At 34.4% G+C, this 23943-nt stretch carries 17 protein-coding genes and 2 pseudogenes; 11 read left to right on the top strand and 8 right to left on the bottom strand.

Features of this window, described 5'->3' with window-relative positions:
• Window positions 1-14: 14 nt before the first annotated feature.
• Window positions 15-1877: a DNA mismatch repair endonuclease MutL gene (mutL, locus tag OOL01_RS05420; RefSeq protein ID WP_264686518.1), complete on the bottom strand. Its 1863-nt coding sequence runs from the start codon at window positions 1875-1877 to the stop codon at window positions 15-17.
• 199 nt (window positions 1878-2076) lie between these two features.
• Between mutL and OOL01_RS05425 the strand changes: the two genes are divergently transcribed.
• The 5 genes from OOL01_RS05425 (at window position 2077) to OOL01_RS05445 (ending at window position 13657) form a co-directional block, all read left to right on the top strand.
• Entirely contained in the window at window positions 2077-2982 is a 906-nt protein-coding gene (locus tag OOL01_RS05425) for an Rpn family recombination-promoting nuclease/putative transposase (RefSeq protein WP_264686519.1), read from the top strand.
• Between the two features lie 263 nt (window positions 2983-3245).
• A complete protein-coding gene (locus tag OOL01_RS05430; RefSeq protein WP_264686520.1) occupies window positions 3246-4685 on the top strand; it encodes a cytoplasmic incompatibility factor CifA in 1440 nt (479 codons plus the stop codon).
• A 13-nt stretch (window positions 4686-4698) separates the two neighbouring features.
• Window positions 4699-8106 (top strand): cytoplasmic incompatibility factor CifB, encoded by a 3408-nt coding sequence (locus OOL01_RS05435; RefSeq protein ID WP_264686521.1) that lies wholly within the window; start codon window positions 4699-4701, stop codon window positions 8104-8106.
• Window positions 8107-8830: 724 nt separating this feature from the next.
• Window positions 8831-11491, top strand: a complete 2661-nt coding sequence (locus OOL01_RS05440) for an ankyrin repeat domain-containing protein (protein WP_264686522.1) — start codon at window positions 8831-8833, stop codon at window positions 11489-11491.
• Between the two features lie 81 nt (window positions 11492-11572).
• Complete coding sequence (locus OOL01_RS05445) at window positions 11573-13657, top strand: ankyrin repeat domain-containing protein (RefSeq protein ID WP_264686523.1); 2085 nt, start codon at window positions 11573-11575, stop codon at window positions 13655-13657.
• Window positions 13658-13770: 113 nt separating this feature from the next.
• Here the strand turns inward: OOL01_RS05445 and OOL01_RS05450 are convergent, their stop codons facing one another.
• From OOL01_RS05450 to OOL01_RS05480, 7 genes and pseudogenes are all read right to left on the bottom strand, one after another.
• On the bottom strand, window positions 13771-15084 hold the full coding sequence (locus tag OOL01_RS05450) for a hypothetical protein (RefSeq protein WP_264686525.1): 1314 nt from the start codon (window positions 15082-15084) through the stop codon (window positions 13771-13773).
• 66 nt (window positions 15085-15150) lie between these two features.
• A complete protein-coding gene (locus OOL01_RS05455; protein WP_264686526.1) occupies window positions 15151-16641 on the bottom strand; it encodes a recombinase family protein in 1491 nt (496 codons plus the stop codon).
• Between the two features lie 2 nt (window positions 16642-16643).
• On the bottom strand, window positions 16644-17075 hold the full coding sequence (locus OOL01_RS05460) for a DUF2924 domain-containing protein (RefSeq protein WP_250120144.1): 432 nt from the start codon (window positions 17073-17075) through the stop codon (window positions 16644-16646).
• A 12-nt stretch (window positions 17076-17087) separates the two neighbouring features.
• Complete coding sequence (locus OOL01_RS05465) at window positions 17088-17552, bottom strand: ankyrin repeat domain-containing protein (RefSeq protein ID WP_264686527.1); 465 nt, start codon at window positions 17550-17552, stop codon at window positions 17088-17090.
• Window positions 17553-17590: 38 nt separating this feature from the next.
• Window positions 17591-18286 (bottom strand): ankyrin repeat domain-containing protein, encoded by a 696-nt coding sequence (locus OOL01_RS05470; RefSeq protein WP_250120146.1) that lies wholly within the window; start codon window positions 18284-18286, stop codon window positions 17591-17593.
• Between the two features lie 168 nt (window positions 18287-18454).
• Window positions 18455-19621: a phage tail protein gene (locus tag OOL01_RS05475; protein ID WP_264686528.1), complete on the bottom strand. Its 1167-nt coding sequence runs from the start codon at window positions 19619-19621 to the stop codon at window positions 18455-18457.
• Window positions 19622-19877: 256 nt separating this feature from the next.
• Window positions 19878-20222 (bottom strand): annotated as a pseudogene (locus tag OOL01_RS05480) (baseplate assembly protein); the annotation flags it as partial.
• A gap of 100 nt (window positions 20223-20322) precedes the next feature.
• Here OOL01_RS05480 and OOL01_RS05485 point away from each other — a divergent pair.
• The 6 genes and pseudogenes from OOL01_RS05485 (at window position 20323) to OOL01_RS05510 (ending at window position 23903) form a co-directional block, all read left to right on the top strand.
• On the top strand, window positions 20323-21648 hold the full coding sequence (locus tag OOL01_RS05485; protein WP_264686529.1) for an IS4 family transposase: 1326 nt from the start codon (window positions 20323-20325) through the stop codon (window positions 21646-21648).
• Window positions 21647-22513, top strand: a pseudogene (locus OOL01_RS05490) (phage tail sheath family protein); the annotation flags it as partial. The gene OOL01_RS05485 and the pseudogene OOL01_RS05490, both read left to right, overlap by 2 nt.
• Before the next feature lie 15 nt (window positions 22514-22528).
• Window positions 22529-23035 (top strand): phage major tail tube protein, encoded by a 507-nt coding sequence (locus OOL01_RS05495; RefSeq protein WP_264686530.1) that lies wholly within the window; start codon window positions 22529-22531, stop codon window positions 23033-23035.
• 61 nt (window positions 23036-23096) lie between these two features.
• Window positions 23097-23297, top strand: a complete 201-nt coding sequence (locus OOL01_RS05500; RefSeq protein WP_264686531.1) for a hypothetical protein — start codon at window positions 23097-23099, stop codon at window positions 23295-23297.
• Window positions 23281-23562, top strand: coding sequence for a type II toxin-antitoxin system RelE family toxin (locus tag OOL01_RS05505; protein ID WP_264686532.1), 282 nt, complete (start codon window positions 23281-23283; stop codon window positions 23560-23562). The genes OOL01_RS05500 and OOL01_RS05505 overlap by 17 nt, the downstream gene beginning before the upstream one ends.
• An 83-nt stretch (window positions 23563-23645) precedes the next feature.
• A complete protein-coding gene (locus OOL01_RS05510) occupies window positions 23646-23903 on the top strand; it encodes a phage tail assembly protein (RefSeq protein WP_010405430.1) in 258 nt (85 codons plus the stop codon).
• The last annotated feature ends 40 nt before the right edge of the window (window positions 23904-23943 follow it).

Consider the following 23943-nt stretch of genomic DNA (forward strand, 5'->3'; position numbering starts at 1 on the left):
TTGACAAACTGAACTCATCTCCTTTCAAACAATTTTTCTATATCACTTAGTTTCATTTCTATATACGTTGGTCTTCCGTGATCAGAATATGGAGTTTTCTCAATTTGTCTTAGTATCTCATTCATCTCTTCCAATTTCATTTTTCTTCCTGCTCCGTGGCAAGCGATTATGGATGATATTTTGTTCACCTTATCCTCTATTGGTAGCGTATCTTCTATTTCCATTAACTTATCTACTATATCAACTAGCATCTCTTTTATATCTATTGTTCCCAAGATTGCAGGTATTTCTTTTACCCTTACTTTATCTTCTGATTCTATTTCAATACCAAAACCCATTTCAAAAAGCTTATCTTTATAAGTTTTAACCATCTCCATTCCAGCTTGGTTTTTAATCTCAACTATTTCAGGAAGAAGAAGTTTTTGTCTTTTTATGCTTGATTTTTGCTTTAAGCACTCGTATATCAATCTCTCATGAGCTGCGTGCTGATCTACTATAATCAATTTGCCTTTAGCCTCAGCAATAATATAAGTATTGTAGACCTGACAGCGTGCATACCCTAGAGGATGATCCGCTATTAAATCAATTTGCTCTCTTTCTAGAACCATAACTCCTTTCTGTGGTGTAGATTTCTCTATACCTTCATACTTAAAACTTCCTGATAAGCTTCGCTTTCTTTCATCTGGTGCATTGAATTCTTTCATTAGACGATTTTCTAAAAGACTTGGCTTCCTTTCGTAAAATTCTTTTTGACCCTTTACTTCTCTGCTTTTTCCATTATTAACACGCTCACTATTCCTTTGACTTTCACTAACATCAAAAGGCGAACCACCCAGTTCTTCTCCAATACCTTGACACCTAGATCCATCAATATCACTCACTGAAGAGGTACCTATTCTCATTGACAACGCTTTTATTAGCCCTCTTCTCACTATTTCATATATTAACCTCTTATTTTGAAATCTTACTTCCGATTTATTTGGATGCACATTTACATCTACTTGGTCATATGGTACTTCTAAATGCAACACTGCAAAAGGATACCTATTGTTTGGAATAAAATCGTGATACGCATACCTAATTGCACCAACAAGTAGATTGTCTTTCATTGGCCTTCCATTAACAAACGTATAAATCTGAGTTGAGTTGCCACGATTGACATTAGGTTTACAGATGTGTCCCTTAAGTTTGATGCCTTCTTCTTCCTCTTTAACTTCCAGTGAATTGCTTTGAAATTCTTTTTCTATTTCACATAATCTGTTGAACAGCGAAGTTTGCTTAACATATTTTAAGAGCTTTTTATTACCAGAAGTGAGAGTAAACCCAATACTATAATTAATCATCGCTAAGTTATTCACAATATCAACAATACTTTGTGTTTCTGCCCTTTCGGTTTTTAGAAACTTTAGTCTATTTGGTGTAGCAAAAAATAAGTCACGAACTTCAATATATGTACCTTGCAACAAAGAACAAGGGGTAATCTCTCTTACTTTTTCTCCTCCCTCATACCTTATAGACCATGCTTCCTTTGCTCCACTTGCCTTAGACGATAATTTCATTCTGCTTACTGCTGCAATTGAAGGTAAAGCTTCTCCCCTAAACCCAAGGTGCTTGATTTCTATTAACTCACTATCGCTTAATTTTGAAGTAGCGTGGCGCATAAACGCAAGTTCCAAATCTTCCTTTTCTATTCCACTTCCATCGTCTGTTACAGTTATAAGATTACGCCCACCACTTTCTATTTTGATCTCTATCTCTGAACTTCCAGCATCTATTGCATTTTCTACTAATTCCTTTACTACACTTGCTGGCCTTTCGATTACTTCACCCGCTGCTATACGGTTTATTGTTTTTGTATCTAAAAGAATTATTGCCATATTTCCAACTCTCAGTCTTATCAGGATATAGCTTGAATATCAATGCAAATCAAGTTCTCTATTAGATGTCTCAACTAATTTAAAAACAGAAATAGTTGTAAAAACCCAGCCCGAAATGTTATCTCCTGTGGTTTGAATTTTAGTTGAATATTTCTTCACAATTGTGTATAATTATTAATGCTTTTTATCTTACTTTCTCATGGCTCTTTCCAAGTTTCTCGATCCCAAAAACGATATATCGTTCAAGCGCATCTTTGGCACTGAAAAAAATAAAGATATCCTTATTCACTTTCTTAATGATATTCTCGGCTTTGCTGGAAAAAATGCAATACAGGATATAGAGTTTTTAAGTACTATTCAAGACCCTGATATTGCTTCTAAAAAACAAAGCATTGTTGATGTTCTTTGTAGAGATGAAAATGGGCTGCAAGTGATAGTCGAAATGCAGGTCGCTAAAACTAAGGGCTTTGAGAAGCGTGCCCAATACTACGCTGCTAAAGCTTACTCAAGACAAGCTAGTAAGGGTGATCAATACCATGACCTTAAGGAAATTATCTTTATTGCTATAGCAGACTGTATTTTATTTCCTGATAAGTCTGAGTACAAATCAAAGCACACTATTCGCGATGAAGATACTAATGAACATGATCTAAAAGATTTTTACTTTATATTTATTGAGTTACCTAAATTTCCAAAAACCAAAGAAGATCAGCTTTCAAATATAGTTGAGAAGTGGGTATATTTTTTTAAGTATGCTGATGAAACAAGTGAAGAAGACCTGGAAAAAATAATAGGTAGTGATTTAATAATTAAAAAGGCCTATGAAGAGCTGAATAGATTTAATTGGTCAGAAAAAGAATTTATTGCATATGAACAAGAGATCAAGCGTATTCGTGATGAACAGGCTGTCCTCGCTCAAAAACTCGATGATGCTAAACATGAAGGTAGACAAGAAGGCATCCAAATCGGTCACGAAAAAGGCAGAAAAGAAAGGGAAATTGAAGTTGCAAAAAACTTACTGAAAGCTGGCGTATCTGTTAACTTAATAGCTGAGTCTACCGGCCTTTCGATAGATGAAACTGAACAACTTAAAGAAAAAGCCTAAGTATTGCAACTCCCTTAAAGCTCTGTCCATTTTTAACTTATTATATTTCTTTATCCACTAGTCTAGAGCCTATATCTAACTCTTTCGCTATTCTCGCTATGGCCTGTTTGATTTTCTCACCAATTCTACGTATCAGTTAAACGCATAATATCTAAATATAGAAAATGTTTTTCATAAAATTTTTCTTATTCTTGATAAATTTAGTGTTGATATTTGATTCTAACTTTTGCATAATGCAGTAAATATTTTTTATAGGGGGTGAAATGCCAATAGAAACAAAGCGTCAAGCTGCGCTACTTAAAAATCTACAAGATATTATAAAACATACAGATCCTGAAATTGCTGCTGGGAGGAAGTTAGCTATTAAAAGGTGGGCGGAGACCTATATAGAGAATATTAAATCTTTTGAGGGTGATAAGCTGCAGTTTTTGTACAATATATTCCAAAATGAAAATTGTTGGTCAGGTGCAAGGTTAGATAATGCTGTTTTAGGTCAAAGATTAACTGAAGAGAAAATAGGAGAAATTGATAATCCGCTTCGCAGATATGATATGGCTTGTAGATACTGTGTAGTAGATAAAATTCCTTCTCTCTTTGAAGAGCAATTTGATTCCTATAAAAGAAGTTTTTCATCTAATGCAGTTGATGGTAATGGTCGTCCTGTAAAAGATGATAATAAATATATACTAAATTCACTTTTGTATGGGATGAAAAGGGAAGATCCTGTACTAAGTTTCTGGATAGATAAGGAATCTGGGGAATTAAGGCAACCTGGTAATGCAGCAGAAGGTTTTGACAGTGCTGTAAGACTTAAGTGGAGTGAAGGAGTAGAGTATTTTTATAATCATTTAAAAGAAGAAGATAAAGAGAAGAAGCTTACAGACACTATTCTTGTTCTGTCTCGCGTTCAATCTGTTGAGAAAGATGCTCCTATTTTAGATTTTTGTGTAAATAAGGTAGCTGACAAAGATACTCTTTTGCAGAAATTATCGCAGAAAGATAAAGGAGTATATTCCCTTTTTGCTGAATTAATAGATTCGTATTTTTTTGATACAGTGCATGATTTAGTACAGTGCTGGTGTTATAAAGGAGTTTCAGAACGTGGAGGCGGAGATCATTCAGAGAAAATATTCTCATATGAAGAATATAAACTTCTTCTTTCCTCACTTTCAAATGTTATGTTGGAAAATCCTGAGTTTAATGCTCAAGCTAGATCTCTTATTATGGAAATGTGGAGATGTGATCGCTTTTATAAACACAAGGAGGCTGCTGTCGATACTTCTAACTTCCAAGTTCCTATAGAAAATGCACTTGCAGGGTTAGTGGTTAATTGGGAACGATCTGGTCGTAAGTCTGATGAAAAAAAAGAAATATTAGAGATAATATTATTTGCCAAGGATTGCTTTCCTGAAAAGTTTGAGTCCTTCAAAGAAGTTATGATAGAAGACCTTAGATTATGTGGTAGAGAAGGAATGAAAGAAGATATAGACTACGGTAATTTCGCAAAAGAATTGTTTTCTGAGTTAGAAAAAGCAACTTTACCTCCTAGAGATGATGGTTCCGGTGATTATCGAAGACGGTCCATATCCATAGTGGAAGCTGAAGATTCTAGTCTTTCTATTAGACATGATGGTTCTGGTGATGCTCCAAAATCCATTCTTGGAACCCCTGGTGTAAGTGATTTTTCTCGCCGTAGCAAGTAGAAAGGTATATTATATGAATAATGGTGATGGATTTATCAGAAGTTTGGTCAATAAAAATCTTGAAGGTTTTAGACGAGAGTTTGAATCCTTTTTAGATCAATGTCCATCTTTCTTGTATCACGTGGGTACAGGTCGTTTCCTTCCTGTATTCTTTTTCAGTATGTTTGCTACTGCACATGACGCAGGTATTTTAGCTCCAGATGAGAGAGTCTATATTCGTTTTGATAATCATGGTATTGATACAGATGGTAGGAATAGAAGTACAGGAAACCTGAAGGTTGCAGTTTTAACTAATAAATCCCTTGGTAAAAAGCGAGTTGTCAGGTGTTACAGCATCTCTGATGTCCCTAATAGTGATGGGTTAAGATTTAGTGAAAGGGAGAAAAATTCTCTAGTGCAAGAGATTGGACGGGAAAATCGGGATTTAAGGGAAGAAGGCCTAAGTTTTGAGCAATACAAAGTGTGTACGCATGGGAAAGGCAAGAGCCAGGGAGAGAAAGGAGCAGTAGTATTTGAAGAAATTCGCGAAAAAGATTCTCGAGGTGGAGATAGATTTGCCAAATATTCAGCATCTGAAATCAATCTTATTAGAGTGCTCTTAGAAGATCACGAATTAACAATTAAGGAAATAGAAGGGATGGACCTCGATCAAAATCAGCATGGACAGCTTGATAAGTTGGTCGATTTTGTGCAAATTGCACTAGGTCAACAAAGAATTGATAACTTTGCGGAAATGTTAAGAAGTGGAGTTGTACGAACTTTACAAGACAATAGCACAGTAATTTTTAGATATATAACTCGAATCTATCGTAATTACGCAGGCACATTAGAAAATGATATTCAAAATCGCAATCAAAAGTTTGAGAGTCATGGGTTTTTATTAGGTTTTTTAGCGAATTTTAGTCATCTTTGCACAATAGATATTGACCTTAACTTATCTCTTGTAAATTCGTACGTTGCTTTTCTTGTACACCATCAAGCAGAGAGAGAAAACATTCCTATCGTTATTAATATTGGATGGAGAACATCGTTTACATTAGAACGCGCTAGAGGTGACGCTCAAAGATTACATGCTTCTTCATTTATACCTGTGCATACTGAATCAGGATATGCTGTTTGTGTTGGATTAAATTTTAATTCACATCTAGCCCCTTTTAGTGTTGGCATAGCAGAGCTTCAACAGAATAGATTTCCTTTAGTACAAAGATTATTTGAGTGTGTAGAAGATGGAAGCATTAGAGAAAATGTTATAGATTTCTTGCTTCAACATTTTCCTATCGAAATACCAAGAAATGCAGAAAATCGTGACAGAATACTTGATTGTATAACTGGTTTTGCTTTTGGGAACAGTGCTTTTGATCACGAGCAGGTATTAATACAAAACAATAGACTGCGAGTAATAAAATACATATTTAGATATGATAATGAGAATTTAAGAAAACATGCTTTAACTATGGTCTTCCATGCTCAAGGCTTTCCTATAGTTATACTTGATATTAGAAATCCCCATGATATACGATCAGTAAAAGCCATCGCTCTACCACCAGGTTATAATGGTGCTGTGAATAGAGTTACATACATACTTAATGATCAATATGGACTAAATGTTCTATTAGATAGATTTAATTCGCCTGATCATTACCTACGTATAACTAGGTATGCTTCTTTTGATGGTAATCTTATAGAAGTGCCTAATGCTGAAAATGTACATAATACTTTGAATCAAGTTATGAATGATGGGTGGCAAAGTATACCTCAGCATAGAGAATTATTGAGAGCTATTTCTAGAGTGTTAATGCCAGATAATATGAATGGTAATGCAATAATAGATGTAAGTAACAATGACAAATTTCGTTCTATACTGCACAGTATATTTTATGTTTGTGACAATCCTGATAAAGTGGTTACTGCATACAAGGTAGGTCAAACGTATAGTCCTGATATAAGAATGGCAGGAGAAGTAAGTACAAGAGTTACAGAACAGAGATTAGGTCTTCTATTATTGAGATCTACAATAAATCATCCAGAAGATACTCATCCAATTGGATATGTATTAGGGTTTGCTAATACTCAACAAGCATTAGCACAAGAGCGACGTAATGCAGAACAGCAAATAACAAGACTTATGGACAAGCAAAGAGGATATTTGCCCATTACTCCTGGAAATGAGGTGGTTTTATCTTATGCTGTATTTAATGCAGGTGCACAGAGAGTAGAAGATCTTATATCTGTTCCACAAGAACTATATATACATAGGTTTGACCGCAGTCATGCTTCAGGACGAACTAGAGGGCTATTAGGGCCTAATAGTGTTATTGATGAAAATCCACCAGAGGGTCTATTATCAGATCAGACTCGTGAAAATTTAATAAATTATATTCGAGAAAATCCCGGACGGAATCGGATTTTACCGTTTGATCTAGGTGATAATCGATGTGTTACTATTATTACCTTCGAAGGTAGTATACAACAACTCCTAGAAATACTAAGGTCAAGAATAAGGGGAGGTGATAATTCCATTCCTACAGCACAAGAGATAAGAAGACAAATAAGAGATATTCTTAGAAATCAAGGGATAGAAGTAAATGATCTACTTACACTAGAATTTGCGACGAGAAATGGACATTATGATTACTGGCTTCAACAAATTGATATAGCTCACGCTGGAAGATTGCGATATCAGCTTCGTACTGAAGGTAATCACACTTTTGAAGTAGCTAATTTGGCAAGGAATGACGGTAACGAGCACATTGTTAGAGTATTAAATCAATTTAGGGAAAATGAAGAACAACAGCGTTTAACTTTAATCATTACTTTAAATAATACTCATTGGGTTACACTAGTGATTGAACGTCAAAATGGGAACTATGTTGGGTACTATGCTGATTCAACTGCTACTGCTGTTCCAGGTGGTATTATCGATATCATTCAAAATAACTTAGGCAATAATATTAGGATTAATAATGTTTCTGTTCGTCAGCAAACAGATGGTTGGAATTGTGGTTTATGGGCATTAGAAAATGCTACAGATATTAATAGAGTCCTAAATGAAAATCCTGGAGAACAAGTTCAGAATGTTGTAAATATTATGCGTGATTTTCTTGGAAGAGGCCACCCAAACAGAGATAGAAATTACTTTCAGAACAGAGTGAGCATTTCACAATTATTCAGGAATGATTCGGGATTTCAAGATGTGCAATTGCAAGCATACATTCAAAATAGAGAACAAATTGATCCATTACTACGTACTTATCTAGAATTAGGATATCACAGAGTGGGAGGAGGGTGTGGACCAGTAGAAGCACCTATATCGCTTAGTGTTAGTGATTCCAGTAATTTTGGTGGCCTGCCACAGTCGAGTTTAGAAGGTCCTGAAGCTAGTCGTGTTTCTGACCTTAGCAAAGGTAAAGGCGGTAGGTAGAGGTAATCGGTAGATGAAAGGAGTGTAACAAAAACCTTATGCATCAAGTAGAGATTGTGAGCAAATTTAAAGAAGTTAAGGTGGGTAACCTGTTTTTTTCTACTTGCAGCAATGTTTCAAAAAGTATATGTGTCGAGTTGGGTAAAGTTGAAGGAGGTTCTTAAATGAGCAACTATTAATTTGGTAGTATATAGCATTAATAAATTTAAACGATGTGACCATTTTCAGTGGTCAAAACCAAGGGCGGTGAGAATTGTTCGTTTTGGGATGTATTGGTCTTCCATATGTACCATACGAACTTTTCTTTATAATAATTTTACTATACCACAAAATCCGCTATATTAGACTACTTCAGCTAAATTCACATATGAACTAACTTACCTAGCTTCGGTGCAAGAATTTTAAGCTTCTATTTTCACAACGCAGCTTTTATTTAAATTGTTCTCGCGAAGGTACGTACTATTTTTCTATTTTTGGAATAAAGTAAACAAATAAATTTTCGTTGATGCTAGAGAGTGTAATATTTTGTTGCATTAGAACGGACTTTTAATGTAAGTTGACAGAGCTTTTGATATGTTTCCTTGTTGAATAATTCTAAAATAAATTAATGTTTCTAATTTAGAGGTTTATTATGCATGTTGACAAAAGCTAGGTTAATTCGTACCATTAATACGGTAATATTATAGATACTTTAAAAAGTAGAAGGCCAGTGTTGTTAGGGGGAATGATGGATAGTGACCACTATGAGGTATTAGGAGTGAAACCCGATGCCACTCAACATAAGATAAGACAGGAATACCACAGGTTGTCTAAGGAGTATCATCCGGATAGATTTCTTTCACCTGGTGAACGGGATAAACACAGAAAACTATCGGAAAGAAAAAAAGATGGGGAATCACTCTCATCGTTAGAAGAAGAGCAGCTAGTTCAGCTTGAAAAAAAACTCTTGCCCTTTAAGAAAATTTCTTTTGCATATGGTACATTATCCGACTCAAAAAAAAGAGAGCGCTATGACAGAAAGAGAGAATCTTGTACCCGTGATGGGTATAGTCAAACACCAAGGGCGAGAGATGAAAATAATGATGAAGCTTCAGAAGAATTTGATGAAGAATTCGATATTTCTTACACGACAACCCTTAATGAGTTGAGAAACACTTTAAGCAAAGCAGTCAATGGTGATGATTATCAAAAATTAAATGAAGTTATAAGGGATAATCGATATTATGTGTTTATAACTAGTCTGAATAGTGATAATTTTAAAGCCTTTTGTTCAGAATACCTTAATTTGGATTTGCACGAAAGGACTGATCGTAAGTATATATATGACAACATATTGTCAAAGTATAATCTTGGCACAGAAGGTGGTGATTGCAATTTTTTAGAAAGAGAATTAATACTTCTAGCAATTGCAGCCAATAACAAGCTCGCAGAAAAGTATCAGGATGTATTGCTTAATCAAGAAGATTTAGAACTAAAATCTCTATTACTGCTTGTAGGCGGGCAAAAATACATTGACATTTTATCCGATAAATTGAAAGAGAAAGAGAAAGAGAAAGATAACCGAATAAAAGTTGTAAGCCATAAATTCTTTTCAACTATAGCATTAAGAAAGGAATTTAACCAGCTTTTTACTAGCCATATTACTCAATACTTGAAAACATTAAAAGATAACAATATTGTTGATACGATACGTAATATACTTGATGCAGCGACGTCTGTTCAAAATAAAGAGTGTATCAAAGCAATACTAGTTTCATCCAGAAAAGCTGGACTTAGTGGTGCTAGTCTTTTGTATCTTGCTGCTTGCTATAGTAGAGAAACAGCTCAAGACTTTTTGAATAATGGAATTAGTGTTAATGTTAAAGATATTAATGATATGACACCTTTACACTTTATAGCTCGCAATGTAGGTCAAGTAGCTCAAAAAGATACTAATAATGGGTGGTTTTCTGTGTTGCCTAACTGGTTGAATTTTTCTAGTAGTAGCGCAGGCAACGATGATACGGCACCCTTTCGAGAAGGTATAGAGTTTCTTCTTGGTAAAGGTGCTAACATTGATGCCAAAGATAGTGGTGGTATGACACCTTTACACTTTGCAGTTTGTAATGGCAATTTGGAGATGATAAAGTTTCTTGTGAAGGAAGGCGCTGACTTTGATCTTGAATGTAAGGGTAAAACTGTTTTAGATTTGGCAAGATCATCAGAATCAGAAAACAAAGAAGAAGTGATAAAATTCTTTGAGGAAGAGGTAGAAATAGGAAAGAGGCGTACACCTTTACATTACGCTATTTTAAGTGATAATTCTAAAACACTTAAGCTTCTTCTCGAACAAGAACGCTTTATTAACGCTCAAGATTCTGAAAATTGTACGCCTTTAGCCCTTGCTATTGAAAAGAGCAAATTGGAAGCCATTAATCTTTTACTTAATCATGAAGATTATTTTGATTTTTCATACTTGAGCTTGGCAATCAAAAAGTTGAAAGTATCAAACAACAGAGCAAAGGACATATTTAATCTTTTGGCAGAGAAACTTAAAAAGGAATTTGATGAAACAAAAGCTCAACTTAAACAAGGAAATGGTGATCTAATTAGCCAAGTACAAGTAGAGAAACTTAAGGAAACAGAAGCTAAACTTGCAAGGAATAATGAAGCGCTGGAGCAGATACAGATTGAACTCAAAGTAAAGAAGCAAGAGTTTGCAAATAAAGAGAAAGAGCTAGAAGGTAAAACTAAGGAAGTAGCTGTGCTTCTTAAGGAAAAAAATGGTCTAACTAGTCAAGTAGAAAAGCTTAAGCAAGCAAACGCTGAACTAAAAGAAAAAGCTAGCCAGGTGGAAGAAAATAGTCAATTAAAGGAGAAGCTAAATAGTGAAGTAAATGAACTTAGAGAAGAATCCAATAGAACAAAGGCTCAGCTTAAAGAGAAGGAAGGAGAAGTTAGTAAATTAAATGATCAGGTAACTCAATTTATTAATGAAAAAAGTCAACTTAGAGATGAACTTAACGCAACAAAAGCTCAGCTTGTAGACTTGCAGAAAAAGCTCGATGATGCAAAGCAATTAGAAGAGAATTTAAATGGAATGCAACAAAGCTTGAAAGGTCCAAATCCAGATAATGGAAGCAAAAAACTCTCAGCAGCAAGCGCTCAGGGTAGAAAGCAAATAACCTATGCTTCTATTTCTTTTGTATTATCTGGAGCATTTGCTGTTGGTGCAAGTTTAACAATGTTTCATTCAGCAGTGTGTATTATACTTTCTGTAGCCGCATTAACTTTTCTTGCAGTAGGGTGTTACTGTTCATATAAGGCAAATACGGCACTTAGTAATGTTGAAACCGATCAAGTCTTAAAGGATCCTGAACGTGTAGTTTCTCAAAATAGTGTTTAGAGTATCTTAGTAAAAAAATTATGCTTGATTAGATTTGTTTGTACTATATACTATAGCATGTGTTTATAGATTGGAGTGGATATGGTAGCTAAAGACAATGAGCAAAATCTTAACAGAAAAACAAATCCAGAGATAAACGAAACATTGGAGGGGCTACCAAAAATGCTAGAGAAAGAGCAATTCGATCATGAGTATGAGTTGGTTAAAGAATATTTAAATTCAGCTTATAATCGTCCTTTATTCTTTCATGATCGCTCTTTAGTGGGTGCTGTTGAATTTAAGTATTCACTTGATAATTTAATGTATGAACGGTTTGTTGAAACATCTGATTTAACAGAAAGTCAAGAGGAGTTAAATAAGGGATTATTAAGCATTCTTACCGTCTATCCACCTTCTTTTGATGAAAAAAATGGTTATATTCCAAGACTTACGGAGTTTTTAAAAAAAAATGAGAAACATCCAGATCTAAAATATGTTCTTAACCTAAAAATAGGAGAATCTGGATTGACAATATTACATTTACTATCGAGTGTGGATTGGGTAAGTAGCATATATGGTTGTGCCATGGGTTTACTCTTAAAAGCAGGAGCTGATCCTAATAGAAAGAGTGATGGAGGTAAGACACCTTTACATTATGCTACAGGATCTTGTAGTATAACTCATCTCCTAAGAGCAGGAGTTGATACTAATATAAGGGACAATGAAGGGAAAACACCTTTGCATTATGCTGCTGACATTGGTGATAGTAAAAGTGTAGATTTGCTTCTAGAGAACAACGCTAAACCCGATTTACGTGATGGACAAGGGAAGACCCCACTAGAAGTTGCAATTGATAATCATCACTACCATATTGAAAAGTGCTTTTTCACTGACAGTCAGAAGATATTATACAAAGAATTACATGATATAATTCACGAAGTATTATATCAACGTGAAAGATCGTCTGTAAATTATTTGGATTACATTGGTAACTTTACTAAAAATCTAAAAGACTTTTTGGAGAAACACAAGAATAATCAAGATCTAAAAGTGGTTTTAAATATTCGGGGTAAAGAAGGAAAGTCAAAAGTGCTTCGACGTGCAAGAAGTATTCTTTTTGATTCTGGAATTGGTACCGAAGTAGAAAACTTACTTTTGAAAGCAGGAGTAGCTGACCAAAAAGAGTTAGATTATGACAGGAAAGAGTGTTTGTTTAGGACCTTATGGAGTAATTTAATACCAAGGCAGAAGATAATGCTGAACGAATTTTCTAGTGAAGTATCTAAAGCTCAAAATATGGATCTACTAGAAAAAGTTGTAAGCAAAGCTATATACTCTGGAGTAAGGTTTAATTTTCCTAAACGATTTTCTCAAGGTGAAGATATGTATGAAAGTACGTATAATTTTACAGATCGTGTAATGGAAAGAATTAGTGAATTAGAAAAGAATCCTAAAGTTGCCAGTAAGATAGTATGTAAATTGGTATCAAGAGGAGCAGTATTGTGTAACAATGGTAGCATAAAAGTAATTGAGGCACTGGAATCAGAATTTCAAGACCATAAAACCAATATGAAAGAAGCCTATGCAGAATATGTCAATCGCACTCTAGAGTTTATGGAAATTGTTAAAAGTGCAGCTAGTGGTAGGGTAAAAAATGCAAGAATGGATAACTCTACTTTTTATTTAGAATATTCAGAGGATAGCACGATAGATGTTGCAAAGATCACAGATGGAGCAAGGAGTTTAGGGCTAACTCAGGGAAGCATAGAATATGGAAGAGACTTGATAAAAATCGGTAAAAGTGAGGTAGAAATTATAACAAGAAATGGCACAAGGAATTACACAGACTTTGCAGATAATAGTGATATAGTATTAACTTTCTACACTAGCCAAGGGGAGTTAGAAGTTAGGTTATACCCTGACGAGCAAAATAAAGAACAAATAAGGGTAGAAATAAAAGATCAAGGTCTGCTGGAAAGTTTAAAGAACTGTAAAGAAGAACTAGGAAGGAATTGCTTGCTAGGAGGGTTATCAGTCAATAAGGCAATAGAACAAAGATATTTTTTCAGATCTGGAAAGCTTAGTCAACCTTCTGAAACACTTAGCGTCAACTCCTCATTAGGTGATGTATCTTTATCTTCTCCTATACAAGAAAGTATACAAAAGGTAAGATGGTCAGTTACATAATTTTACAATGGAAAGCCATGGTAATATTAAGTTAACATTTTGAGTAATTTTCTCAATAAATTATCTTATTTAAAGGTTTACCTGATGCTTATTTGTTTTTAAGCATAACATTTTTATGTTGTATTCAAATAAGAATGAACAATGACAGGCTGTGCTGGATCTTCCACTTTCTCCAGTTTGGTATTTGGCTTGAACGAATTATACAGTGCAAAACCTATACACGCTAATCCAACAATCCCTCCAATTACGGCTATTACATGTATTTTCATAATATAGAATACAACACTACCCACCAATAACACTATCCCAGCACTACTAGACAGGATTACTCGTTTTTGCTGTATTGTTTTTGTTGATGGATTTTCTTCTTTGCCTGCAGCATCACTATTAAAACATTTTCGAAAAGGAAAGCTATCAGAAATATTGCGCTCTTGCACAGCATTTTCTATTGAGAAGTTTTGGACTTTTTTGCTGTTTTCAAATGTCAGGTGAAAATTTTCGTTATCTTCATTGTCTAATAATACTGGATCTAATGGTATCAACCTTTTTGCTGACATCGCTTTTTCTTTAGCACGCTCTATCGTTGTTGGATTAAAATTACCTATACGTTCGTCGTCTAATAATACCAGATCTAATGGTATTAGTCTTTGTGTTGACACCATTTTTTCTTTAGGAAGAGGAACCTCGGTTTCAGCTCTCTCATTATTTTCAAATGTCAGTTGAAAATCTTCTTTATCTTTATTAATATCCTTATATGACTCAGTGTCAGTTTCTTTAGCTTTATAAAAATTTATTATCTCCTCTTGCCCTTCTATATCAAAACACTTATCCATCACTTCTTTAACCTTCCTTGATACACTACAAGCCATCGATTCTTCCATAGTATTGTCTGTTGAAGCATTTTTGCCTTCTTCGTTACTTCCACATGATCTGGTGTCGGTTGATATCTCTGCATTAGCACCAACTTGAATTGTTATATTTTGATTCAGCACTTTCTTATTATTTTTATCATAAAGATCTTTTACTCTTACTACACCATCTTCAACAGCACTATGGGTACGTATTGGTTCTCCATTACTCCCTAAATATTCTGAGATTATTTTCTTATCATTAACTTCCTCAAAAAGACCATGTTTTTTGGCTTCTTCTAAAAGATTCTTTACAGCTTGGTTGTTCTTACAAAATTTAGCATAATGTAGTAGTGTAAATACGTCTTTTCTACCTTCATGTTTGTAAACTACTCTTGTCAGCAGAATCTTTCTTGTGTTGTAATCAGATTTCTTCAATTTTTCACTAATACTTTTACCCTCTTCTATCTTTTTTAATAGCTTAAAAAGCTTTTCTTTATCTTGATTTGTTAACTTGCCATCATTACTTGTCAACTCATAAGTTATATCTGCTCTATTAGCGTTTTTTATTATTCTCATACTATTATACTCCTACTGTTGTCTTTATAAATGAGTTATGTTAGGAAAGTATTAATTGTGCAATTTTTAAGGCGCTAATTTGTAAAATCTTTCAAATTGCTCACTCCACAGCATCGGTATTTCCCTTAAATCAGCTAGCCTCAAATTACTTGGTTGCCTCCCATTTACTATGTCTTCTTTAATCTTCGGAGCTAAATAATTTAATCTTAAAATTTGTTGTATACGTCTTGTACCTATGTTAATTTTGGCACTGAGTTCCTTAACACTTCTATATTTTCCTTCCTCTAGCTGCCGTTTCCATAGGTGAGCTCTTACCACTGCTCTCAGTAGTGCATTATTTGTTTTTCCTTCTGGTTCCATTACCGTGCATTTATTTCCTTTCTTCTTTAAATTCATTGCTATAAATGTCTTCTCTGACTCAGAATGCACCTCTATTCCATCTTCTTTTACCATTACTCCCTTTATTAACTTTTTCACTACTTCTTTCTGCTTTCCAAAACTTAAATTTTTCCACTCTTCTGCTTTTTCTTCCCATTTTTCATATAGCTGCTCTGTCTTTCTCATTACTTCTTTTTCTACTTCTCCTGCTATTACATTTCGGTTTTCTGATTCACAACCTTTTCCCCTTAAATGATTGTTGCATACGTAATATCGATATCTCTTATTCTCCTTTTTTGTATATGTCAGTGTCATATTTACACCGCAGCTCTTGCACTTGATTATTCCCTTTAGCAGTGCTTCCTCATATTTTGCTTTTCTATATGGTTGATTCTTTATCAATTCTTGTGCTTTTTGCCATTTTTCCTCTTCTATTATTGCTTCATGCTTTCCCTCATAATGGTTTTCATAATGTCTTATCTTTCCTACATATATTGGATTTGTTATTATTCTTCTCACCGTCGCCTTTTTAAAGGTATCTGCTTTCGTTCTGTAACCTTGACTATTTAGCTCCCTTGCCAGTTCTGCCATTGACTTCAGCTCCAAATATCTTTCAAACATATGCTTCACTGTCTTTGCTTCTTTCTCATTTATTATTAATTCTTTATCTTTCACATCATACCCAAATGGCAAAGTTCCACCCATCCATAACCCTTGCTCTTTTGATGTTGCTATTTTATTTTTTACTCTTTCTACAATCATTTCTCTTTCTAGTTGTGCTGCTCCTGATAACACTGTTTGTACGAACTTTCCCATTGGCGTATTATTGTCAAATATCTGCGTTACTGCTACAAAATTTACTCTATGTCTTCTAAAAAATGATGTTACTTCGATGCTGTCTTTTGTTTCCCTTGATAATCTATCTAGCGTATATACTACTACACAATCTACTTCTCCTTTTTTTACATCTTCAAATAATTCCTTTATCGCTGGTCTTTCTAAATTCTTTCCTGAATATCCGCCATCATCATACCTTTTGGCCGATGCTACCCAGCCTTCTCTGCTCTTTATGTACTTCTCACATGCTACTCGTTGCGCATCTAAACTGTTAAACTTTTGTTCTAGTCCATCCTCATTTGATTTTCTTGTATATATTGCGCATCTCACCTCTTTCAGCATTTTCAACTTCCCTTTTGATCACGCAAACCAAATAGGAGCGGCCCATTGTAACTCATTCCCATTATTTTTCCAGCTACTGCTGACAATGATGTATAAAACTCTTCTCTGTAGATTAAACCCTTATCTGTTACCATTACCGCATGCGTCTCTTCACCTCTCTCTAGTATTAATTCTGTCCCTTCTACTGGTAATTTATCGCTACTTATTCTTTTTCCCTTCTCTAGCCGATCTGCCAGATACTCTAGTCTTTTTAATCCTTTTCTTGACATTTCTCCATATACTTTTTCCTGCATTCTATAAGCTAATCTTGGTATCAGATATTTCTTTGAGTATCTAGGCGCTTCTTCTCCATATACCTTCTTCCATATTTTCCTCAGCTCTTCCAATGTTTTTTTCTCCAAACCTTTTACCTTTCTTGCTATTTCTTCCTCCATATTTTTAGCCTTTTATAATTTCTCAAATAACTTTTCAATTCTGTCTGTTTCTTTCTTCAATATTTCAGTTATCTCTTTGCTGTTTTTCGCATAATCCATCCCTGTCATTCCAAATTTATCTGCTTGCTCTATTTCTGCTCCTGCTTTTACTAGCTCCTCCACTATTTCTTTTTCACCTACCATGCACGCAAGGTGTAGAGGTATGCATTTATTTCCATATTCCTCAGCATTTACTTCTGCTCCTGATTTTATCAATTCTCTCACGATTTCTAGACGTTTCTCCGTTACTGCTAGGTGCAGTGCTGTATATCCTTCCGCATCTGCTACATTCACATTCGCTCCTTTTTCAACTAATAACTTCACTGTTTTTGCGTCTACCGCGTAATGCAGAGCTATTCTGTCTCTTGCATAAATATTTTTATATGAGTTCTCTAATAATTCTTTTGCTGATTTATTAAATTTGCCAAGCTTTAACATAATCCACCTCACCTTTTCTTTAAATTTAAATCCCTCTTTTAAACCTTCCTTTTCGCTACCTCATCTATCATTTCGTTCACTTGGCTCATTATCTTGCTTGCTAAATTTTTACATTCTTCCTTTATTAGCGATTTGTCTCTCTTCCTTATTTCTCCTATCTCTATTATTTTTAGCTCCGGCATGTAGCTCCCATTCAACATGTCTGCTATTTCTCCCACTAGCCTCTCTATTCCATAGCATGTCAGTTCTCTACTTCTTGTTATTCCTCCTTGTTCTCTCAGAAATTTACTCGCCTTTTCATTCTCTTCTCTATTCCATGAACAATACTTTTCACTTTCCCAAATGTAATACATTGGTGTTGCACCATATTTATTCAGTTGATTAACCTCAGCTCCGGCCTTTACTAGCTCTTTTATTATTTCAACTCCTGCTCCTTTGCACGCAGAGTGGAGTGGCGTACATCCACTGACATATTGAGTGGCATTTACTTCTGCTCCCGACCTTAGCAGCACTTTTACATTTTCTAAGCTTTTCGCAAATACTGCACAGTGTAGTGGTGTATAACCCTTTTTATCTCTTGCATTTACCTCTGCCCCCTTTTTTATTAATAATCTCACTGTTTTGTAATCGGAGATTTCCGCTGCTTGGTGCAATATCGTCTCTCCTTCTTCATTTTTTCTATTAATATCTTTACTTGATACTTCTTTAAAAAACTTACTCTTGCTAAAACTCATTTCATACCTCACAAAATTAGCTTTTCTAGCGCCAGACAAATTTCTTATATTTACCTGCTGCTATTCAAGTCATGTCCTTTTTAGCATGAGAAAGCAAGTCTTTTTCTTTTTATTTCATACACTTTTACCTATTATTAATATAATATATGAGGATCTAAATATAAGTATTTAACTTATTATACATATTGCTTGACTATTTTTCCAACTTCTGTGCAAATGTCGATGTTCGTGCCACTTCAGTACTCCTGGATAAAATACTAAAATGTGCTTTTCTAATTCGTGTATTGAGTCTTTTTGCTCTGAATCCAAATCATTTTTATAGTAAACGTTGTGTTCTGCTAAACCATATTTTGTAATCTTCTGATCTGTATAGTTTTCTATTTTGTAGTGGTGAGTAACGCTAAACCTTTCTAAAATTGGCTTGTGTTTTAAATTCCAACGTTGCCCTGAAAGTTTATCGTTTCCCAATACAAATTTATTTCCTTCTTCTTCTATGCTACCAACCGGAAAGCACGCATTTGTTTCTCCTAAGTTCCAACTGTCCGATAATATAACTTGCGCTTTCGCAAACTTAATTGCCGGTAATAAGCTCTGTGGTAGCGGATATAGCGCTTTTAAGTTGTACCACAAATGATCTCTTTCATAGATGCCTTTGTAATCCTTTGTATGAGCCTCTGTTTCTCCAAGTACTGCTACATCTAATCGATATATGTCATTACTAAATGCTTGTTCATAATGCTCTCTTAAATAGTTGTCTACAATCTCTACTAACGGACCTCTAGAACTGAAAAAATTTATTCTTCCAAACGATAACACTGGCCCATTTTTTTCAACTTTTCTACCTGAATAGTCTGATAATAAGCTGCCGAATATACTTTCATCTAATATAAACCTATCAACGTTATAGTAGTCATTAAAAATCCTCATTAGCCTTGATCTTGCTGGTAATGATAGTTTTGCAAGTTCTACTACTGCATCTACAAAAAAGTCATTTGGAACATCTTTTATTCCTATTTGTAATTCAAAGAAGTGTTTACCAGGTGGTTCTTCGATGATTGTAATATCTTCTATATTTGCCCATTTTAGTGCTATTTTTAGTGATGCTGGAGTTCCTCTCAGTCTTTGAAATTTTACTCCTTCTATTACGGCTTTTCTTCTATCTTTTACCCAGCGCAGTATTTCTTCTAAACCATATTCTTCTATTATCCAAGGCAATGTTTCTTCTTTAAGACTAAACTTAAATCCTCTGATACAGCTCGGATCAACCTTATAATCTGTTGCATCAACCAGTGCTTGCTCTTGCTTTGTTGCGTTTGGCGGTAATAAACTTTTCATTTGTCTTTTCTTTCAAGTTGCTTTAATTCCCTTTATTTAGGTAGCTTATGAGTAAGCAAGAGGTCATTCCAGAAAAATAAAGATGTTCTTAATATCAAAAACACTTTCCTTAATATTTGACCATATTATCCATACTTTAAAAAACAAATTACAACTTCTGGAAGAAAATCAATACTTTCCTCTCCCTAACATTGGATCCAGTAAACCACTTATTGCACGCAATCCCCTCACTGGCACAAAACAAAAAAAATACGTTTTAAATCCTATCTAACTTGACGTAGCCAAGCACTGCACACTCATTCCCCAGAACCACAACATCCTCTCTTGGCTCGATTAATTCTACGTTTTCTACACCCTCTACAAACAAATTTGCTATTATCCAAGATCTTGTAACATTCCATCCCAGCCTTCTATTTGCTTCAAACTTCTTAATAAACTGCTTCTTGATTTCCTCCTTTGATATTATAGGACTTATACTCATTCTGCTGTGAATATCTATTTCCGTAATATTGCAACCAATTACTGTTATCGTATCTGTTAAAACCCTTATATCATCTCTGGTAACCTGCTTTTTTACAATTTCAAGTAGGTCTTCTGGCACTGTGGATAACCATACGCGTCAAGTTAAGGAAATAAAGGTATGAAAGAGATAGAATAATAAGGTATAAGTTCTCCCAGATATACTTTTAGTGAGAGAACCAATGAATAAAATAACTTGCTTATCAAAAAAGCTCAAAGAATTTTTTAATGAAAAAGCAGAAAAAATCTCAATTACAACAAGGTTTATAAAAAGAAAGAGAAAGCTAAAAGGTTCATCATTCGTAAAAGCCATGGTCTTGGGTAATATAGGAGTTGATAATTGTAGCGTAGAAACAATGTGTCAATTACTAAACGAGGACTCGATAGATATAACAAAACAAGGTTTGGATTTTAGATTTACTGAAGAAGCAGTGGAATTTATGAAAAGGATGTATAATGAATCTGTGATTCTCTTTAAAAATATCTTGCAAGTTGATTGCAAAATCTTACAGCAATTTAATAGTGTTAAATTATTGGACAGTAGCTATATTACTCTACCTAACAGTATGGAAGAGATGTATAAAGGTTATGGTACTAGCTACAGTGGCTATGAAAGCAATACTAAGTCTGGAATAAAGTTACAATTAGTTTTCGACTACATGAATCAGATAATAGACCAACTTAATTTAACGGAGGGGGTAAGATCAGACCAGGGATATAGGAAACATTTAAGTAATATATTAAGCAATGATTTGCTAATATCTGATCTCGGTTATTTTGTGCCAAGTTCTTTTAAACAAATCAATGAAATAGGAGCTTATTTCATAAGTCGTTATAAATCCGATACCAACATATATGATGTAGAAACAAATCAAAAAATGGAGTTATTAGAATGTTTAGAGGATAAGTTATTTTTAGAAAACGAGGTATTGTTAGGAAAAGAAGCAAAAATTAGAGTAAGAATTATATGTCAGAAACTAACTGAAGAACAGTCTATGGCCAGAAGAAGGAAAGCTAATAGATTAGCAAGATCGCAGGGATATACATCCTCTAAAAGAAATCAAAAATTGTTGAACTGGTCAATATTTATAACTAATGTTCCAGAAAATAAAATTAGTGCTGAGCAAGTATTAACGATTTACAGAGTAAGGTGTCAAATTGAGTTATTATTTAAATTGTATAAAAGCCATATCAGGCTTGATAAGCTAAAAGGAAAGCCATGCAGAGTATTATGTGAACTATATGCTAAATTGTGCGCAATTCTTATATTTCACGGCATAGTTGGTTGCACAGAAGTGAAAAAGAATACAGAACTTAGCTTAACAAAGGCATTTATTGAGCTAAAAAGGCGGGTTAGAGAGTTATTTTTAGTATTAACCAAAATTAATAGTTTAAAAGCATTTCTTAAAAAACTCACTATAACTTGGTCGCTATTTTCATTAAAAGACAAACGTAGAAGGGCTAGAGTATCCACTTTAACCTCTCTAAATTTGCTCACAATCTCTTAACTTGACGCGTATGGTTGATAAAGAGACTGGAGAGTATCAAGGGATAGAGGCATTCCTCAGTAGTGAAAGCATAGTTCATATTGCTCCAAGAATATTAATTGCACCTCAGTTTACTCATCAGTTACCTGAAATAGATGGAGTAAATCCAGTAGTGAGTGCTTTAATTTCCATAGCAGAAAAATTAAGAGCAATTATTGTTGCAGATGGACCAAATACTAATGATGAAGAAGCAATAAAATGGAGAAAAAGTGTAGGCAGCTCAAGAATTTACGTAGTTGATCCATGGGTTAAGGTATTTATTGAAGAAGAAATCTTGCCATCGAGTCCATTTGTAGCTGGTTTAATAGCGAAAGTAGATAGCGAACAAGGATTTTGGCACTCACCTTCAAATAAAGAGATAAATGGTATTGTTGGAACAAGCAGGCCTATTGATTTTAGCTTAGGTTATACAAATTGTAGAGCAAACCACTTGAATGAAAATGAAGTAACAACGATAATTCATCAAAATGGCTATAGGCTTTGGGGAAATAGAACATGTTCAAATGACTCAAAATGGGCTTTTTTATCAGTGAGAAGGACTGCAGACCTTATTAATGACAGTCTACTTAGAGCTCATCTATGGGCAGTTGATCGCAATATTACCAAAACTTACATAGATGATGTGATTGAGGGGGTGAATTCTTATTTGGCCAATTTAAAAGCCCAAGGAGCGATTATTAGCGGAAAATGTTATGCAACACCAGAACTCAATACACCGGCAAACATTGCAAGTGGAAAAGTATATTTTGACTTTGAATTTACACCACCGTATCCGGCAGAACAGATTACTTTTAGGTCACACCTTGTGAGTGGCGCAATATTGTAAAAAGGAGAAAGAGAAATGCTACCAAAGATTTTAAAGAATTTTAACATATTTGTTGATGGCCGTGGTTATGCAGGAAAAATAGATGAAATAACCTTGCCGAAGCTTACCATAAAAACTGAAGAGTACAGAGCTGGTGGTATGGATATTCCAATAAATATCGATATGGGTATGGAAAAGCTTGAAGCAGATTTCACTTTTTCTGAATACGATACAGAACTCTTTAGGCTATTTGGTCTAATAAATGGGAATTCAGTTTCTTTGACACTCAGAGGTGGAATGCAAGGGAGTGGTAGTAATGATATTGAAGCAGTAATAATCAATTTAAGAGGCATTTTTAAAGAGTTTGATTTTGGTAACTGGAAACCTGCTGAAAAAGCAACGCTGAAGTGTACTGTAGCTGCTCATTACTATAAACTTACTATAGGTGGTAATGAGTTAATAGAAATCGATGCTGAAAATATGATTAGAAAGATAAATGGTGTTGATCAGATGGCTTTGCTACAAACGATTCTAGGGATCTAATATGGTTGACAAAATTACATAAAAATGTTAAAATATAAGAAGTTGTAGGTATATAGTTAATATGGATTCTAAAGCTCATACAAATTCCATAGAGCAGCTAACTGGTTTACTTGTTAGTGTAGCACAATCTCAAGACAAGTCCGTTTTAAAGTTATTAACTGAATTAATGGAAGAAGAAATCGAAGATATGGAATTATCTAAGATTGCTGACGAACGCTATAAAGAAAAGAAGGTTAAACATCAAGATGCCTTCTGGGATTAAGCCTTACAATATAGGCTATTCAGAATCTGTTATAAAGAAAGACATTCCGGCTCTTCCAGCAAAAGTAAAGTTAATGATTAAGAAGGCAATAATGGAGCGTCTAACAGTTGATCCAATTGGACTTGGAAAGCCATTAAAGCACAACTTAAGTGGGCAACGTAGTCTACGGGTGAGTACCTATCGTATACTTTATTATATAGATGTACCAGAACATACAGTAGTTATTACTTCAATTGAACACAGAAAAGATTCTTATCAAAGCTAATCCTATTTATAGCACCATACAAAGAAATTAGTTATGTAAAAGCCGATATAGACTTTTATTTAATTAACTTTTTAAGGAGGAACATGCAAGCTATAACACTTAATAACCCAATAACAGTTGATGGAATTTCTGTCTCAGAACTTACTGTTAGACGTCCAAAAGTTAGAGACTATCTTGCAATTGAACGCTTAAATGGTAGTGACCTTAGTAAAGAAGTAACTTTGACTGCTAATTTGACATCAGTTGCAAAAGAAGCAATTGAAGAGTTAGATATTGCTGATTATGTGAAAATTCAAGAGGTATTAAAGGATTTTTTTTCACCGATTATCCAAAAAACTTGAGATTAGAAGTATTAATGTTCAGCTCTGTTGTAGGAGGCGG

Source organism: Wolbachia endosymbiont (group B) of Rhopobota naevana (assembly GCF_947250615.1).
GTDB lineage: Bacteria > Pseudomonadota > Alphaproteobacteria > Rickettsiales > Anaplasmataceae > Wolbachia.

What these genes read in the sequence shown, in the direction of transcription:
- mutL (WP_264686518.1), bottom strand. Translation starts at nt 1,877, where the DNA reads ATGGCAATAATTCTTTTAGATACAAAAACAATAAACCGTATAGCAGCG.
- OOL01_RS05425 (WP_264686519.1), top strand. Translation starts at nt 2,077, where the DNA reads ATGGCTCTTTCCAAGTTTCTCGATCCCAAAAACGATATATCGTTCAAG.
- OOL01_RS05430 (WP_264686520.1), top strand. Translation starts at nt 3,246, where the DNA reads ATGCCAATAGAAACAAAGCGTCAAGCTGCGCTACTTAAAAATCTACAA.
- OOL01_RS05435 (WP_264686521.1), top strand. Translation starts at nt 4,699, where the DNA reads ATGAATAATGGTGATGGATTTATCAGAAGTTTGGTCAATAAAAATCTT.
- OOL01_RS05440 (WP_264686522.1), top strand. Translation starts at nt 8,831, where the DNA reads ATGATGGATAGTGACCACTATGAGGTATTAGGAGTGAAACCCGATGCC.
- OOL01_RS05445 (WP_264686523.1), top strand. Translation starts at nt 11,573, where the DNA reads ATGGTAGCTAAAGACAATGAGCAAAATCTTAACAGAAAAACAAATCCA.
- OOL01_RS05450 (WP_264686525.1), bottom strand. Translation starts at nt 15,084, where the DNA reads ATGAGAATAATAAAAAACGCTAATAGAGCAGATATAACTTATGAGTTG.
- OOL01_RS05455 (WP_264686526.1), bottom strand. Translation starts at nt 16,641, where the DNA reads ATGCTGAAAGAGGTGAGATGCGCAATATATACAAGAAAATCAAATGAG.
- OOL01_RS05460 (WP_250120144.1), bottom strand. Translation starts at nt 17,075, where the DNA reads ATGGAGGAAGAAATAGCAAGAAAGGTAAAAGGTTTGGAGAAAAAAACA.
- OOL01_RS05465 (WP_264686527.1), bottom strand. Translation starts at nt 17,552, where the DNA reads ATGTTAAAGCTTGGCAAATTTAATAAATCAGCAAAAGAATTATTAGAG.
- OOL01_RS05470 (WP_250120146.1), bottom strand. Translation starts at nt 18,286, where the DNA reads ATGAGTTTTAGCAAGAGTAAGTTTTTTAAAGAAGTATCAAGTAAAGAT.
- OOL01_RS05475 (WP_264686528.1), bottom strand. Translation starts at nt 19,621, where the DNA reads ATGAAAAGTTTATTACCGCCAAACGCAACAAAGCAAGAGCAAGCACTG.
- OOL01_RS05485 (WP_264686529.1), top strand. Translation starts at nt 20,323, where the DNA reads ATGAATAAAATAACTTGCTTATCAAAAAAGCTCAAAGAATTTTTTAAT.
- OOL01_RS05495 (WP_264686530.1), top strand. Translation starts at nt 22,529, where the DNA reads ATGCTACCAAAGATTTTAAAGAATTTTAACATATTTGTTGATGGCCGT.
- OOL01_RS05500 (WP_264686531.1), top strand. Translation starts at nt 23,097, where the DNA reads ATGGATTCTAAAGCTCATACAAATTCCATAGAGCAGCTAACTGGTTTA.
- OOL01_RS05505 (WP_264686532.1), top strand. Translation starts at nt 23,281, where the DNA reads ATGCCTTCTGGGATTAAGCCTTACAATATAGGCTATTCAGAATCTGTT.
- OOL01_RS05510 (WP_010405430.1), top strand. Translation starts at nt 23,646, where the DNA reads ATGCAAGCTATAACACTTAATAACCCAATAACAGTTGATGGAATTTCT.